The organism is Nocardioides ultimimeridianus, from assembly GCF_054777895.1.
Genome location: NZ_BAAHAB010000023.1, coordinates 120,984 through 134,842 on the forward strand (window position 1 = coordinate 120,984; position 13,859 = coordinate 134,842).

Annotated in this window: 12 protein-coding genes; 6 read left to right on the top strand and 6 right to left on the bottom strand. The window is 71.9% G+C overall.

Annotation, left to right across the window (positions count from 1 at the left end):
• Window positions 1-33: 33 nt before the first annotated feature.
• Both ACYU8V_RS21190 and ACYU8V_RS21195 read right to left on the bottom strand, forming a co-directional pair.
• Window positions 34-3,174, bottom strand: a complete 3,141-nt coding sequence (locus ACYU8V_RS21190; protein WP_460850221.1) for an Rne/Rng family ribonuclease — start codon at window positions 3,172-3,174, stop codon at window positions 34-36.
• A 305-nt stretch (window positions 3,175-3,479) separates the two neighbouring features.
• Window positions 3,480-4,202: a TIGR03936 family radical SAM-associated protein gene (locus ACYU8V_RS21195; RefSeq protein ID WP_460850222.1), complete on the bottom strand. Its 723-nt coding sequence runs from the start codon at window positions 4,200-4,202 to the stop codon at window positions 3,480-3,482.
• Window positions 4,203-4,253: 51 nt separating this feature from the next.
• Between ACYU8V_RS21195 and ACYU8V_RS21200 the strand changes: the two genes are divergently transcribed.
• Window positions 4,254-5,030, top strand: coding sequence for a DUF4190 domain-containing protein (locus ACYU8V_RS21200; RefSeq protein ID WP_460850223.1), 777 nt, complete (start codon window positions 4,254-4,256; stop codon window positions 5,028-5,030).
• Between the two features lie 18 nt (window positions 5,031-5,048).
• On the opposite strand, the gene ACYU8V_RS21205 is transcribed toward ACYU8V_RS21200, so the two are convergent.
• The 4 genes from ACYU8V_RS21205 to ACYU8V_RS21220 are packed head-to-tail and all read right to left on the bottom strand — an operon-like array spanning window position 5,049 to window position 9,497.
• The gene (locus tag ACYU8V_RS21205; protein WP_460850224.1) at window positions 5,049-5,468 is read right to left on the bottom strand and encodes a DUF4279 domain-containing protein; all 420 of its coding nucleotides are present in this window, start codon (window positions 5,466-5,468) and stop codon (window positions 5,049-5,051) included.
• A gap of 39 nt (window positions 5,469-5,507) precedes the next feature.
• Window positions 5,508-5,816 (bottom strand): hypothetical protein, encoded by a 309-nt coding sequence (locus tag ACYU8V_RS21210; RefSeq protein ID WP_460850225.1) that lies wholly within the window; start codon window positions 5,814-5,816, stop codon window positions 5,508-5,510.
• Window positions 5,816-7,789 (bottom strand): TIGR03960 family B12-binding radical SAM protein, encoded by a 1,974-nt coding sequence (locus ACYU8V_RS21215; protein WP_460850226.1) that lies wholly within the window; start codon window positions 7,787-7,789, stop codon window positions 5,816-5,818. The genes ACYU8V_RS21210 and ACYU8V_RS21215 overlap by 1 nt, the downstream gene beginning before the upstream one ends.
• 37 nt (window positions 7,790-7,826) lie before the next feature.
• Window positions 7,827-9,497, bottom strand: coding sequence for an MDR family MFS transporter (locus ACYU8V_RS21220; protein WP_460850227.1), 1,671 nt, complete (start codon window positions 9,495-9,497; stop codon window positions 7,827-7,829).
• 64 nt (window positions 9,498-9,561) lie between these two features.
• Between ACYU8V_RS21220 and ACYU8V_RS21225 the strand changes: the two genes are divergently transcribed.
• The 5 genes from ACYU8V_RS21225 to pucL are packed head-to-tail and all read left to right on the top strand — an operon-like array spanning window position 9,562 to window position 13,852.
• Window positions 9,562-10,629 (top strand): acetamidase/formamidase family protein, encoded by a 1,068-nt coding sequence (locus tag ACYU8V_RS21225; RefSeq protein ID WP_460850228.1) that lies wholly within the window; start codon window positions 9,562-9,564, stop codon window positions 10,627-10,629.
• Window positions 10,626-12,116, top strand: a complete 1,491-nt coding sequence (locus tag ACYU8V_RS21230; protein ID WP_460850229.1) for an AtzH-like domain-containing protein — start codon at window positions 10,626-10,628, stop codon at window positions 12,114-12,116. Before ACYU8V_RS21225 ends, ACYU8V_RS21230 begins: the two co-directional genes overlap by 4 nt.
• Window positions 12,117-12,150: 34 nt before the next feature.
• Window positions 12,151-12,645 (top strand): 2-oxo-4-hydroxy-4-carboxy-5-ureidoimidazoline decarboxylase, encoded by a 495-nt coding sequence (gene uraD, locus ACYU8V_RS21235; protein ID WP_460850230.1) that lies wholly within the window; start codon window positions 12,151-12,153, stop codon window positions 12,643-12,645.
• Window positions 12,642-12,959: a hydroxyisourate hydrolase gene (gene uraH, locus ACYU8V_RS21240; RefSeq protein WP_460850231.1), complete on the top strand. Its 318-nt coding sequence runs from the start codon at window positions 12,642-12,644 to the stop codon at window positions 12,957-12,959. Before uraD ends, uraH begins: the two co-directional genes overlap by 4 nt.
• 2 nt (window positions 12,960-12,961) lie before the next feature.
• Window positions 12,962-13,852 carry a factor-independent urate hydroxylase gene (pucL, locus tag ACYU8V_RS21245; RefSeq protein ID WP_460850232.1) on the top strand — a complete coding sequence of 297 codons (891 nt, stop codon included), beginning with the start codon at window positions 12,962-12,964 and terminating at the stop codon, window positions 13,850-13,852.
• Window positions 13,853-13,859: the final 7 nt, after the last annotated feature.

Below are 13,859 nucleotides of genomic sequence, written 5' to 3' on the forward strand. Positions count from 1 at the left end.
CCATACTAGGGAACGTCGGTCACGCCGACAAAATCAACGCTTGCGGGCGCCCTTCTTCTTGACCGGGACGTGCAGCGCGTGCGGCTCCCCCGCGTCGGCCGCCTCGGTCCCGTCGGCGTCCTGATCGGCGGGTACGTCGGCCGGGCGGGCCGAGCTGCGCCGGGTGCGGGTGACCACGACCGGCTTCGGGGTCTCGACCGGCGACTCGACCGGCTGCTCGGGCTCGGCCGACACCACGATCGCGGCGGCCGGGGCGGTCTGCACGGTGCGGCTGGTGCCGCCGCGGCGGACCTGGGTCACCACGACCGGCTTGGCCGGCTCGGGCTGCGCGGCGGGCTCCTCGGCCGGTGCCGGCTCCTCGGCGGCGGGTGCCTCGGCAACCTCGGGCTCCTCGGCGACGGGCTCCTCGGCGGCCGGCACCTCGAGCACGGGCTCCTCGTCGGCCGGCGCCTCCATGACGACGTCCTCCGCGGCCGGGGTCTCGGAGGAGACCTCGATCGCCTCGACGTCCCCGGTGCCCTCGGTGGCCTCGGTGGCGTCGGCCTGCTCGTCGGCCTGCTCGTCGGTGGCCACCGGCGGGTGCGACATCGCCATGGCGGCGATGGCGGCCGGCGACGGCACGGCCTTCGGCGCCTCGTTGGCAGTGGTCTCGGTGTCGGCCTGCTCGGCGTTGCCGCGTCCGCGACGGCGCCGGTTGCCGCTGCGCGAGCCACCGCCGCCACCGCTCTCGCCGCCTGCGTCGCCGCCGTTGCCGCGCTTGGTGTCGATCGGCATGTCGTGCACGATCACGCCGCGACCCTGGCAGTGGCTGCAGTTCTCGGAGAACGCCTCCAGCAGCCCGGTGCCGATGCGCTTGCGGGTCATCTGGACCAGGCCGAGCGAGGTGACCTCGGCGACCTGGTGACGGGTGCGGTCGCGGCCCAGGCACTCGACCAGGCGTCGCAGCACCAGGTCGCGGTTGGACTCCAGGACCATGTCGATGAAGTCGACGACGATGATGCCGCCGATGTCGCGCAGCCGGAGCTGGCGCACGATCTCCTCGGCCGCCTCGAGGTTGTTCTTGGTGACCGTCTCCTCCAGGTTGCCTCCGGAGCCGGTGAACTTGCCGGTGTTGACGTCGACGACGGTCATCGCCTCGGTGCGGTCGATGACCAGCGAGCCGCCGGAGGGCAGCCAGACCTTGCGGTCCAGGCCCTTGGCGATCTGCTCGTCGACGCGGTACGCCGCGAAGAGGTCCGCGCCGCGCTCGGAGGCGTCGTACTTCTCCAGGCGCTCGGTGAGGTCGGGGGCCACCTGCTCGACGTACTCCGAGACGGTCTTCCAGGCGTCGTCGCCCTGGACGACGAGCTTGGCGAAGTCCTCGGTGAACAGGTCACGGACGACCTTGAGGGTCAGGTCGGGCTCGCCGTACAGCAGCTGCGGGCTGTTGCCCTTGGCGACCTTGGACTCGATGGCCTCCCAGCGCGACTTCAGCCGCTCCACGTCGCGGGTGAGCTCCTCCTCCGAGGCGCCCTCCGCGGCCGTGCGGACGATGACGCCCGCGGTGTCCGGGACGATCTCCTTGAGCAGGGTCTTGAGCCGCGCACGCTCGGTGTCGGGCAGCTTGCGGGAGATGCCCGAGGTCGTGCCGTCCGGCACGTAGACCAGGAACCGGCCGGCCAGCGAGACCTGCGAGGTGAGCCGGGCGCCCTTGTGGCCGATCGGGTCCTTGGACACCTGGACCAGCACGGTCTGGCCGGAGGTCAGCACCGACTCGATCTTGCGCGGGGTGCCCTCCTTCCAGCCCAGCGACGCCCAGTTGACCTCGCCGGCGTACAGGACGGCGTTGCGGCCCTTGCCGATGTCGATGAACGCGGCCTCCATGCTCGGGAGGACGTTCTGAACCCGGCCCAGGTAGACGTTGCCGATCAGGCTGGTCTGCGACTCGCGGGCGACGTAGTGCTCCACGAGCACCTTGTCCTCGAGCACGCCGATCTGGATCAGGTCGGGCTTCTGGCGGATCACCATGACCCGCTCGACCGACTCGCGACGGGCCAGGAACTCCGCCTCGCTCACGATCGGCGCGCGGCGGCGGCCGGCCTCGCGGCCGTCGCGGCGGCGCTGCTTCTTGGCCTCGAGCCGGGTCGAGCCGGAGATCGAGGTGATCTCGTCCTCGGGCGAGCGGGGCTTGCGCACCCGGGTCACGGTGTTCGAGTCGTCGCCGTCCTCCGAGCCGCCACCCTCGCCCTCGCGGCGGCGCCGCCGGCGGCGGCGCGAGGAGTTGGACGAGCCCTGGCCCTCGCCGTCGGGCGTGCCGCCCTCGGCGTCGTCGCCCTCCTCGGCCTCGGCCTTGCCGGCGTCCTTGGTCGCGTCCCCGCTCGTGTCCCTGTTCGAGTCCCTGCCGCCATCCTTGGCGGCGTCCTGGCCGGGCGCGGTCGCGGCGTCGTCGGAGGCAGCCTCGTCGCCCTCGGCGTTGCCGCCGGAGCCTGCGGGCTTGCGGCGGCGACGGCCGCCACGGCGCCGGCGGCGGCGCGGGGCGCCGGTGCCGTCCGTCTCGCCCTCGGCGTCGTCCTCGGTGTCCTCACCGGACTCCGCCTCGTCGTCCTCGGTCGGGTCGGCCTGGTCGGCCTGGTCGGCCTGCTCCGCCTCGGCGGGCTTGGGCTGGGTCTTCTTCGCAGGCGCCTTCTTGGCCGCCTTCTTCGCGGCCGGGGCCTTCTCGGTGGCCTCGTTCGCCTCGGCCTCGTCGGTCTCCTCGACCTCCTCGACATCGGCCTCCGGGGCGGGCGCGGGGGCGACCGCCTTGCGGGTACGCCGCGGCGCGGCCGTCTTCTCCGGGACCTGGAACAGCACCGCGGGGGCGCCGGCCTCGTCGGTGCCCTCCTGGGCCTCCGGCGCCTGCGGTGCCTCGGCCTTCGCGGCCGCCGCCTTCTTCGCGGGAGCCTTCTTCGCGGCCGCCTTCTTGGCGGGGGCCTTCTTGGCCGGCTTCGCCTCGGCGGTCTCACCCTCGGACTCCGCCGGAGCGGCCTTCTTCGCCGGGGCCTTCTTGGCGGCCGCCTTCTTCGCGGGAGCCTTCTTGGCCGCCGTCTTCTTGGCGGGGGCCTTCTTCTTGGGAGCCTCGGCGCTCTCCGCCGCGGGCGCGTCAGGCGCCTGCTCGGTGGTCACGTCGGTGCTGTTGTCGATGGGCGCGTCGGTCATTGCGCTGCTCCTCAGGCCCGAGCCTCGCTCGGAGCCCTGATGTCATTTCGCCGCACACGAGGCGCGACGAACAAGCCTGTTGGAAGACGACACCCTCCGCGGGGCGTCAGCGCGGACGGGATCCTCGCCTGCCGCGGTCGCCCGGCGGATCCCTGTCACCGATCCACAGCCAGCGTCGCGGTCTGGCGACGAGCCGTCCCCGTGTGCCGGTCGGTCAGCGGGCTGCCGTGCCGGCGAGAACGTCGTCGGGTCGAACCTTGGGGGTCGACCTGTGGCGAGTATCGCACAACGGGGTCAGGCCGTGGTCATTCCCGGATCTCGAGCGGGTCGCCGATCGCCGCGGCGTCGCGGTCCAGCGGCCCCTGGGCCAGCCGGGTCAGCAGCGCGGTCGCGGACCCCGGGAGACCGCCCACCTCGCGCAGCCCGGTGAGCACGTCGTCGGGACGTACGGCGGGCGTGCCGTGCTCGAGCAGCAGCTCCAGCTCGCCCTCGGGGCCGACCTCCAGGGTCACCACCGCGGCCCGGCAGTCGAAGGTGCGCAGGCCCTTCTTGGTCATCCGCTCGACGGGCACCGACGCGGCGGCGAGGAAGCGCTCCACCGCGGCCGCGGCCTGGGGCGTGTCGGCCCCGACCAGGTCGAGCCGCCAGTGGCTGCCCTGGAGCAGCTCGGTCAGCGATCCGGCGCGACTGTCCGCGCCGTCGACCACCTCGACGATGTCGAGCCCCTCGGGCAGCACCGCGTCCAGCTCGCCGCGCACCTGGGCGGCGTCGCACACCTGGGCCAGCCCGAGCTCGACGTACTCCGCCTCGCTCGCGGCACCGGTCGGCGAGGCTCCGGCGTACGAGATCCTCGGGTGGGGGTGGAACCCCGACGAGTAGGCCATCGGGATGCCGGCACGGGCGACCGCGCGCTCGATCGCGCGGGACACGTCGCGGTGGCTGGTGAAGCGGAGCCGGCCGCGCTTGGCGTACCGGATCCGCAATCGCTGGACCGGGGGCGCCTGCTGCTCGGGCTGCTGTCGACTCACGGCCGAAGCCTAAACGCCGCCCGGGACCGTCGATCACCGTAGGGTTCACCCGTGAGCGAGACCAACGGCGAGAACCCCGAGAACCCGTACGGCAACCCTCCCCCGCCGTCGCCCTACACCCCGCCGAGCAACCCGTACGGCGCTCCGCCGCCGAGCCCCTACGGCGGCCCCCAGTTCAACCCGAGCAGCTTCCCGTCCTACGGGGAGAGCCCGCAGTACGGCGGGCCGCAGTACGCCGGCGGCCCCGGCTACCCCGGCGCGCCGGCCAAGACCGACGGCATGGCGATCGGCGCCCTCATCGCGAGCGTCCTCGGCTTCTGCACCTGCATCGGCTTCGTCGTCGGCATCGTGCTCGGCTTCATCAGCCTGAGCCGCACCAAGGCCAGCGGGGCCGGCGGTCGCGGGATGGCCATCGCCGGCATCGTGCTCGGCTTCGTCGGGATCGTCCTGGGAATCGTCCTCGTCGTCGTCCTGGCGGTGGTCGGGTTCCACCAGATCGTCACCCCGAGCAACGCCAAGGCCGGGCAGTGCGTGAACATCGACGAGCACGACGCCAACGCCGTCACGATGACGAAGCGATCCTGCACCCAGAGCCACGACGGGGAGATCATCGCGACGGCCACCATCACGAACGACAACCTGCAGGCGGCCCGGCAGTCCAACTTCTGCCAGTCGCTGGTCGATCCCGGCGTCCTCGCCGACCTCGAGCAGGTGCCCGGCCTCAGCCGCGAGTGGGTCAGCGAGCACCCCACCGACATCCGGGTCGGCGACCACGTCGTCTGCTACGTCCGGAGCTCCACCAAGCTCACCGAGGACCTCCTGCACTGACCGCGACGCCGCCGAGATTCACTCCTCCTCGTCGCTGTCGCCTCCATAGAGGTCGATGTCGAGGCGGATTCCGCGCCGCCCGAGCATCAGCATGGTGTCCGGAGAGATCGATACGCCTTCATTCGTACGGTCCATGAACCAGCCGCAGAAGAGATCGACGTCGTGGGCGGACCCCAGCTCCGCCCACACCGACGCGTCAGGGGTCAGGCGATCCAGGATCTCCGCAACCTGGGCGTCGAGGTCGGCGGGCTCGGTCTCCCTGGCCTGCAGCCGCCACATGCCGAAGGTCGCCGTGCGAGTGGCGAAGCGGGACACGAGTGTCTCACCCTTGGCGAAGGACGTCGTCGGTTCACAACCCAGCAGGGCCGAGATCGTGGACGGCACGAGGTCGACGCTGGTGATCCTCAACGAGGCGACGGCGCGCGCGAGATCAGCCACAGGTGGATCGTATTCAGCCCAGCACTCGAGATTCGTGCCTCAGTCGTCGGTGGGGGTGGCCTCGAGCTCGACCGCGGAGGAGATCACCTTCGTGGCCGGCAGCGGAGGGCGCTCGGACTTCCGGGGCGTCCAGGTGAGGTGGACGAGGGCGACCTCGTCGTCGACCTCGACGACCACGTCGTCGGCGACGAGCGACCGCGCGATGACGCGGACGTCGCGGCCGTGCAGCGGGTGTCCCGGTGCGAGCTCGCGCAGCAGCTCGTCGGTCAGCACCTCGGCGCCCTCGTCGCCGTCGCGGAGGTCGAGGAACGGCTCGTCGAACTCGTGCGCGTCGGCCCAGGTCGCCACTAGTAGACGACCTGGGTGACTGTGCCGGGCGTGCCGGCACCGACGACCGACAGCGGGAGCAGCTGCTGCCCGGTCGGGCCGATCTGGATCTCGGTGCCCATCTCGGGACACACGCCGCAGTCGTAGCAGGGGGTCCAGCGGCAGTCCTCGACCTCGATGTCCTCCCCGCGCGCGGCGGCGAGGGCGTCCTCCCAGTCGGCCCACATCCAGTCCTTGTCCAGTCCGGAGTCGAGGTGGTCCCAGGGCAGGACCTCGTCGTACTCGCGCTCGCGGACGGTGTACCAGTCCAGGTCGACGCCGGTCCCCTCGAGCGCAGAGGACGCAGAGGCGACCCAGCGGTCGTAGGAGAAGTGCTCGCTCCAGCCGTCGAAGCGGCCGCCGTCGCGCCACACGGCCTCGATGATCCGGCCGACGCGGCGGTCGCCGCGCGACAGCAGTCCCTCGATGATGCCGGGCTGGCCGTCGTGGTAGCGGAAGCCGATGGCGCGACCGAAGCGCTTGTCGGCGCGCACGGTCTCGCGCAGCAGCGCGAGCCGCCGGTCGGTGGTCTCGACGTCGAGCTGCGCGGCCCACTGGAACGGGGTGTGCGGCTTGGGCACGAACCCGCCGATGGAGACCGTGCAGCGGATGTCGTTGCGCCCCGACACCTCGCGGCCGGTCGCGATGACCCGCTTGGCCAGCTCGGCGATCTGCAGGACGTCCTCGTCGGTCTCGGTCGGGAGGCCGCACATGAAGTAGAGCTTCACCTGCCGCCAGCCGTGGGAGTACGCCGCGGCCACGGTGCGGATCAGGTCGTCCTCGGTGACCATCTTGTTGATCACCTTGCGCATCCGCTCCGAGCCGCCCTCGGGCGCGAACGTCAGGCCGGAGCGCCGCCCGTTGCGGGAGAACTCGTTGGCCAGGGTGATGTTGAAGGCGTCCACCCGCGTCGACGGGAGCGAGAGGGAGACGTTGGAGCCCTCGTACCGGTCGGCCAGGCCCTTGGCGACCTCGCCGATCTCGGTGTGGTCGGCACTCGACAACGAGAGCAGGCCGACCTCCTCGAAGCCGGTCTTGCGGATGCCGTTCTCGACCATGTCGCCGATCGTGGTGATCGAGCGCTCGCGGACCGGGCGGGTGATCATCCCGGCCTGGCAGAACCGGCAGCCGCGCGTGCAGCCGCGGAAGATCTCGACCGAGAAGCGCTCGTGGACCGTCTCGGCGAGCGGCACCAGCGGGTTGCGCGGGTACGGCCACTGGTCGAGGTCCATCAGGGTGTGCTTGCGGACTCGCTCGGGCGCGTCCGGGTGGTTCGGTACGACGGAGGCGATGGCTCCGCTCTCGTCGTACGCGACGTCGTAGAAGCGGGGCACGTAGACCGTCCCGGAGGCGGCCAGCCGGCGCAGGATCTCGACACGACCGCCGGGCGAGCCCTCGCCCTTCCACTCCCGGACGACCTCGGAGATCTTCAGCACGACCTCCTCGCCGTCGCCGAGCACCGCGGCGTCGATGAAGGAGGCGATCGGCTCGGGGTTGAAGGCGGCATGCCCGCCCGCGATCACCAGCGGGTGCGTGTCGCGGTCGACGGCGTGGATCGGGATCCCCGCCAGGTCGAGGGCGTTGAGCAGGTTGGTGTAGCCGAGCTCGGTGGAGAACGAGACGCCGAACAGGTCGAACTCCCCCACCGCGCGGTGGCCGTCGACGGTGAACTGCGGGATGCCCTGCTCGCGCAGCACCTGCTCCATGTCCGGCCACACCGCGTAGGTGCGCTCGGCGAGGATCCAGGGCCGCTCGTTGAGGACCTCGTACAGGATCTGGACGCCCTGGTTGGGCAGGCCGACCTCGTAGGCGTCGGGGTACATGAGCACCCAGCGCACCTCGACCGAGTCCCACGGCTTCTGCACCGAGTTGAGCTCGCCACCGACGTACTGGATCGGCTTGGAGACGGTGAGCAGATGCGGCTCGATGCGGGGGAAGAGGGACGTGCCGGGCATTCCCCCAGGGTAGTCGCGGCGGGGGCCCGGCGACGATTCAGCCGGCGGACTCGGCGGCCGCGGCCCGGGCCGCCGACGCCGAGGTCTTGCGCAGCTCGACCTCGGGCATCAGCAGCAGCACCAGGAAGGCGAGCACGCCGAGGCCGGAGGCGGACCAGAACACCGGCTGCATCGACTCGGCGAAGGCCTGCTTGATCGGGTGCGAGAGCTGGGGGCTCAGCGCGTTGATGATCGAGGAGTCCTCGGTGACGCCCGCGACGACCGACTGGTCGCCGGAGGCGAGCCGGTGGTCCAGCGAGCCGGCGGGCTCCTTGAGCGCCGCGGCGGCGGCCGCCTGGAACTCGGGTGTCGACCGGGCGTCGGTGAAGGCCTGCCGCATGTGCCCGGGGACGCCGTTGAAGAGCACGGTGAGGAACACCGCGACCGCGATGGTGCCGCCGATCTGCCGGAAGAAGGTCGCGCTCGAGGTGGCCACGCCGATGGCCGTCGGCGGGACCGACGACTGCACGGTCAGGATCAGCGGCTGCATCGAGTTGCCGACCCCGAAGCCGACGATCGCCATGTAGATCATCACCAGCCACAGGTGGGTGTCGGCCGTGATGTGCGCGAGCAGGAACATGCCGAGCGCCATCACGAGGGTGCCGAAGATCGGGAACAGCCGGGTCTTGCCGGTCTTGGAGATGATCTTCCCGGAGCCGATGGAGGCGGTCATCATGCCCGCGACCATGGGCAGCATCATGAAGCCGGCCTTGGTGGGCGAGGCGCCGTGCACGATCTGCATGTACAGCGGCAGCAGCATCATGCCGCCGAACAGCCCGGCGCCGACGATGATGCTGGCCACGATCGTGACCGCGGCCGGCCGGATGGTGAACAGCTTGAGCGGGATCAGGGCGTTGAGCTTCATCTTCGCCTCGACCGCGACGAAGAGCACCAGGCCGATCACCGAGATCGCGAAGAGCAGGATCGAGCGGCCCGAGCCCCAGCCCCAGCCCTGGCCCTGCTCGAGGACGGTCAGCAGCGGCACCAGGCACACGACGAGGGCGAGCGCGCCCATCCAGTCGACCTTCGCGTCGCGGCGGACGTGGTGCACGTGCAGCGTCTTCCACACCACGGCCAGCGCGAGGACGCCGATCGGCACGTTGACGAGGAAGACCCAGCGCCATCCGGCGATGCCGAGGATCGAGGTGGTGCCGGCCAGGAAGCCGCCGATGACCGGCCCGAGCACCGAGGAGGTGCCGAAGGTGGCCATGAAGTAGCCGGTGTACTTGGCGCGCTCGCGCGGGGACACGATGTCGCCGATGATCGCCAGCACCAGGGTCATCAGGCCGCCGGCGCCCAGCCCCTGCACCGCGCGGAAGGCCGCGAGCTCGTACATCGACTGCGAGAAGGTGCACAGGATCGAGCCGACCGTGAACAGCGTGATCGCGAACATGAACAGCTTCTTGCGGCCCCACAGGTCGCCGAGCTTGCCGTAGATCGGGGTGGTGATCGTCGAGGTGACCAGGTACGACGTGGTCGCCCACGCCTGCAGGTTCAGGCCCTTGAGGTCGTCGGCGATGGTGCGGATCGACGTCGAGACGATGGTCTGGTCCAGCGCTGCCAGGAACATGCCGAGCAGCAGTCCCGAGAGGATCGTCAGGATCTGAGCGTGGGTGTACTCACCGGAGTGGTCCTCGGTGGCGGCGGGGTTCACGGGCGCTGTTGACATCGCCAACCAACCTATCGCTGTGGTGAGACGTAGCCGAAACATTGGCAGCCTACGGTGACCGGCGATGAGCGCACTACAGCCCGGCCGGGGCCCCCTCCGGTCGCGCACCTACCTGCCGGCCGACCCCGACGCGGTCCTGTGGGGCAGGCTGCCGTGTGCGGCCGACGCGCCGGTGCTGACGGTGGCGCCGGGCACGGAGGTCACGGTCGACACGATCAGCCACGAGGGCATGCTCGAGGACCAGGGTCGCGACCCGGCGGCGTACTTCGCGGCGTACGACGTCGCCGAGGTGCTCGACGACGCCCGCGCCCTCGCCGCCTCCGACCACCCCCGCACCTTCGGCGTCGACGGCCCGCACGTCGTCTCCCGCCCGATCGCGGTCGACGGCGCGCGCGTCGGTGACCTGCTCGCGATCACGGTGGTCGAGACGCTGCCGCGCGTGCCGTACGGCGTCATCTCCAACCGTCACGCGAAGGGGGCGCTGCCCGCCGAGTACCCGCGCGAGGGCGACCTCTTCTCCGCCTTCTCCTGGGTGGAGGAGATCGACGGCGAGCAGTACGGCGTGCTCCCGCGCCGGCCCGGGGGCGAGGAGACGGTGCGCTTCCCGCTCCGGCCGTTCCTGGGGATCATGGGCGTCGCGGTGGCCGGTGACCGACGGCCGCACTCGGTGCCGCCGGGCGCGCACGGGGGCAACCTGGACATCTCCCTGCTGACCGCGGGGTCGACGCTCTACCTGCCGGTGCAGGTCGACGGCGGCCTGGCCTACGTGGGAGACCCGCACTTCGCCCAGGGCGACGGCGAGGTCTCGCTGACGGCGCTCGAGGCGTCCCTGCGGGCGACCGTGCGGCTGGACGTCGTCGCCCGCGAGACGGCCGTCGCGCGGTTCGGCGAGCTGGCCGGGCCGCTGGCCGAGACCGGCGACCTCCTCGTGCCGACCGGTCTCGACGAGGACCTGGACGTCGCGATGCAGAACTGCGTCCGGGCGGCGATCGCGCTCCTCCAGGCACGGTTCGGCATGGACCCGGCCTACGCCTACGCCTATCTGTCCGCGGCGACCGACTTCCGCATCTCGCAGGTGGTCGACGTGGTCAAGGGTGTGCACGCCACGATCAGGAAGAGCGACTTCTCGTGACCGACGATCCGCCGGCGGGCCTCCTCGAGGCGTTCTGGAGCTACGAGACGGCGCTGCTCGCCGACGACGTCGAGGCACTCGACCGGCTCTTCGCCCCCGGGCCGGACACCCTGCGCGGCGATGCCGACGGGCTGCTGGTCGGCCACGGCGCGATCGCCGCGTTCCGGCGGACCCGCGGCGGGACGCCCGCGCGCACGATCGTGGACACCCACGTCCAGGCCGTCGACCAGGACCACGCGCTGGTGGTCGCGGTCACCGAGCTCGCCCGGGGCGGACGCGGCCAGCAGACCCAGCTGTGGCAGCGCACGCCCGCCGGCTGGCGGGTCACCGCGGCCCACGTCTCGGTCCCGGCACCGGCGCTCGACACGCGGATCTGGCGTGCCGTCGGCGCGCCGCTCGTGACGGGCGCCCCGGACGGCCCACTCTCCGGGGAGGGGGTCGCGGTCAAGGATCTCTTCGCGGTCGCCGGCCATCGGCTCGGCGCCGGCAACCCGGCGTACCTCTCGGCGGCGGAGCCGCAGACCGCCCACGCCGACGCCGTCGCCGCACTGCTCGACGCCGGGGCCTCGGTCACCGGCATCGCGCGGACCGACGAGTTCGCCTACTCGCTGGCCGGCACGAACGCCCACCACGGCACACCGCCCAACCCGCGGGCGCCGTACCGGATCTCGGGCGGCTCCTCCTCGGGCTCGGCTTCGGCGGTCTCCCTGGGCATGGCGTCGATCGGGCTCGGCACCGACACCGGCGGCTCGATCCGGGTCCCCGCCGCCTACCAGGGCCTGTTCGGGATCCGTACGACGCACGGCGCGGTGTCGCGCGGCGGCCTGCTCCCCCTGGCTCCCCGGTTCGACACCGTCGGCTGGCTCACCCGCACGGTCGAGCTGCTCGCGCGCGTCGGCGACGTACTGCTGCCCCCGGGCCGCAGCGACACACCGGGCCGGCTCGTCGTGGTTCCCGCGCTGCTGTCGTACGCCGAGCCCGAGGTCGTCGATGCCCTGCTCCGCTGGCTGCCCGACGCCACCACCGAGGGCTGGGAGCCGGATCTCGCCGGGTGGCGGACCGCGATGCAGACCCTGCAGGCGTGGGAGGCCTGGCAGTCGCACGGGTCGTGGATCGAGGGCCGGTGGGACACGCTCGGCGCCGACGTACGCGGTCGGTTCGAGGTCGCCTCGTCCGTCACACCCGAGGAGCGCGACCGGGCCTCCGGTGTCGTGGAGGCCGCCCGGGCGGCGGTGCTGGCGTTCCTCGGCGACCGCATCCTGGTGGTGCCCTCGACCTCCTCCCCGGCGCCCCCGTTGGGTGCCGACCCGGCAGTCCTCCAGACCACCCGGGACGCCACGATGGCCCTGACCTGCATCGCCGGGATCGGCGGCCTGCCCGCGGTCAACCTCCCCCTCACCACCGCATCGGGACTGCCCTGCGGCGTCTCGCTGCTGGCCGCGCCGGGCCGCGATCGCGACCTGCTGGCGATGGCCATGTCGTTGTAACCCCGTTGAAACGGCCGTTTCTTAGACTGGCGGCGTGCAGGTCTCCGATTTCAACGCGCTTCCGGCGGCGAGGGTCGTCGACCTGCTGCGTGCCTGCGTCGACATCGACGCCTGGGCCCGGGCTCTCGAGGCCGGCCGTCCCTATGCCGACGTACCGGCGCTGATCTCCGCGGCCCACGCGCAGAGCGCGACCTGGACCGACGCCGAGGTCGAGGCGGCGCTCGCCGACCACCCGCGGATCGGCGAGAGGCACGGCGGCTCCGGAGCGAGTGCGGCGATGTCGGCCCAGGAGCAGTCCGGCGTCGACCGTGACGACACCGAGCTGCTGGATCGCATCGCCGAAGGAAACCGGCGTTACGAGGACCGCTTCGGGCGCGTCTTCCTGATCCGTGCGCGCGGACGCACCGCGCACGACGTGCTCGCCGAGCTCGACCGGCGGCTCACCCACGACCCCGCCTCCGAGCTCGCCGTCACCACCGCCGAGCTCCGCGACATCGCCCTTCTCCGACTGGAGGCACTCCTCGCATGACCACCCTCAGCGCCCACGTCCTCGACACCGGCACCGGCCGCCCGGCCGCGGGCCTGTCCGTCACGCTGTCGGCACCGGACCGCAGCCCCCTGGTCGTCGCCACCGACGCGGACGGGAGGGTCGCGTTCGAGGGCTCGACCGGCCCCGGCGAGCACGTCCTGGCGCTCGCCACCGGAGCCTGGTTCGCCGAGCAGGGCCGCGACACCCTGTTCCCGCGGATCGAGCTCGCCTTCACCGTCGACGCGGAGCAGCCGCACTACCACCTGGCGGTCCTCCTCGGGCCCTTCTCCTACACCGCCTACCGAGGGAGCTGACCGTGGCCGTCATCCTCAGCGACAACCAGTACGGCAAGGCGGAGTGCCGGCTGGTCAGGGTCACCCGGGACACCCCGGTGCACCGGATCGAGGACCTCAACGTCTCCACCCAGCTGCGCGGGGACTTCGCGGCCGCCCACGTCTCCGGCGACAACAGCCACGTGCTGGCCACGGACACCCAGAAGAACACCGTCTACGCCTTCGCCCGGGAGCACGGGATCGGCTCGCCCGAGCGGTTCCTGCTCACCCTGGGCCGGCACTTCGCCGGCGTCGACCACGTCACCGGGTCGCAGCTCTCGGCCGAGTCCTACGCATGGGACCGGATCGTCGTGGACGGTGCCCCGCACGACCACGCGTTCGTCCGCGCCGGTGGGGAGGTACGCCGCACGGTGGTCCAGTACGACGGCGACCAGCCCTTCGTGATCTCGGGCCTGACCGACTGCACGGTGCTGAAGTCGACCGGCTCGGAGTTCCACGGCTTCCCGCGCGACCGCTACACGACCCTCGCGGAGACCGACGACCGGATCCTGGCGACCTCGGTGACGGCGTGGTGGCGCTACACCGACCTGGGCATCGACTTCGACGCCACCTACGAGGCCGTCCGGGCACTCGTGCTGGAGACGTTCGCACGCATCCACTCCCTGGCGCTGCAGCAGACCATCTTCGAGATCGGCAAGGCGGTGCTGGAGGCCTTCCCCGCCATCGCCGAGGTCAGGCTGAGCTGCCCGAACAAGCACCACTTCCTGGTCGACCTGACCCCGTTCGGGCTGGACAACCCGCAGGAGGTCTTCTTCGCCGCCGACCGGCCCTACGGCCTGATCCAGGCGACCATCGCCCGCGACGACGAGCCCGCCGAGCCGCGCGCATGGGCCGCGGTCCCGGCGTTCGCGTAGGAGGCAC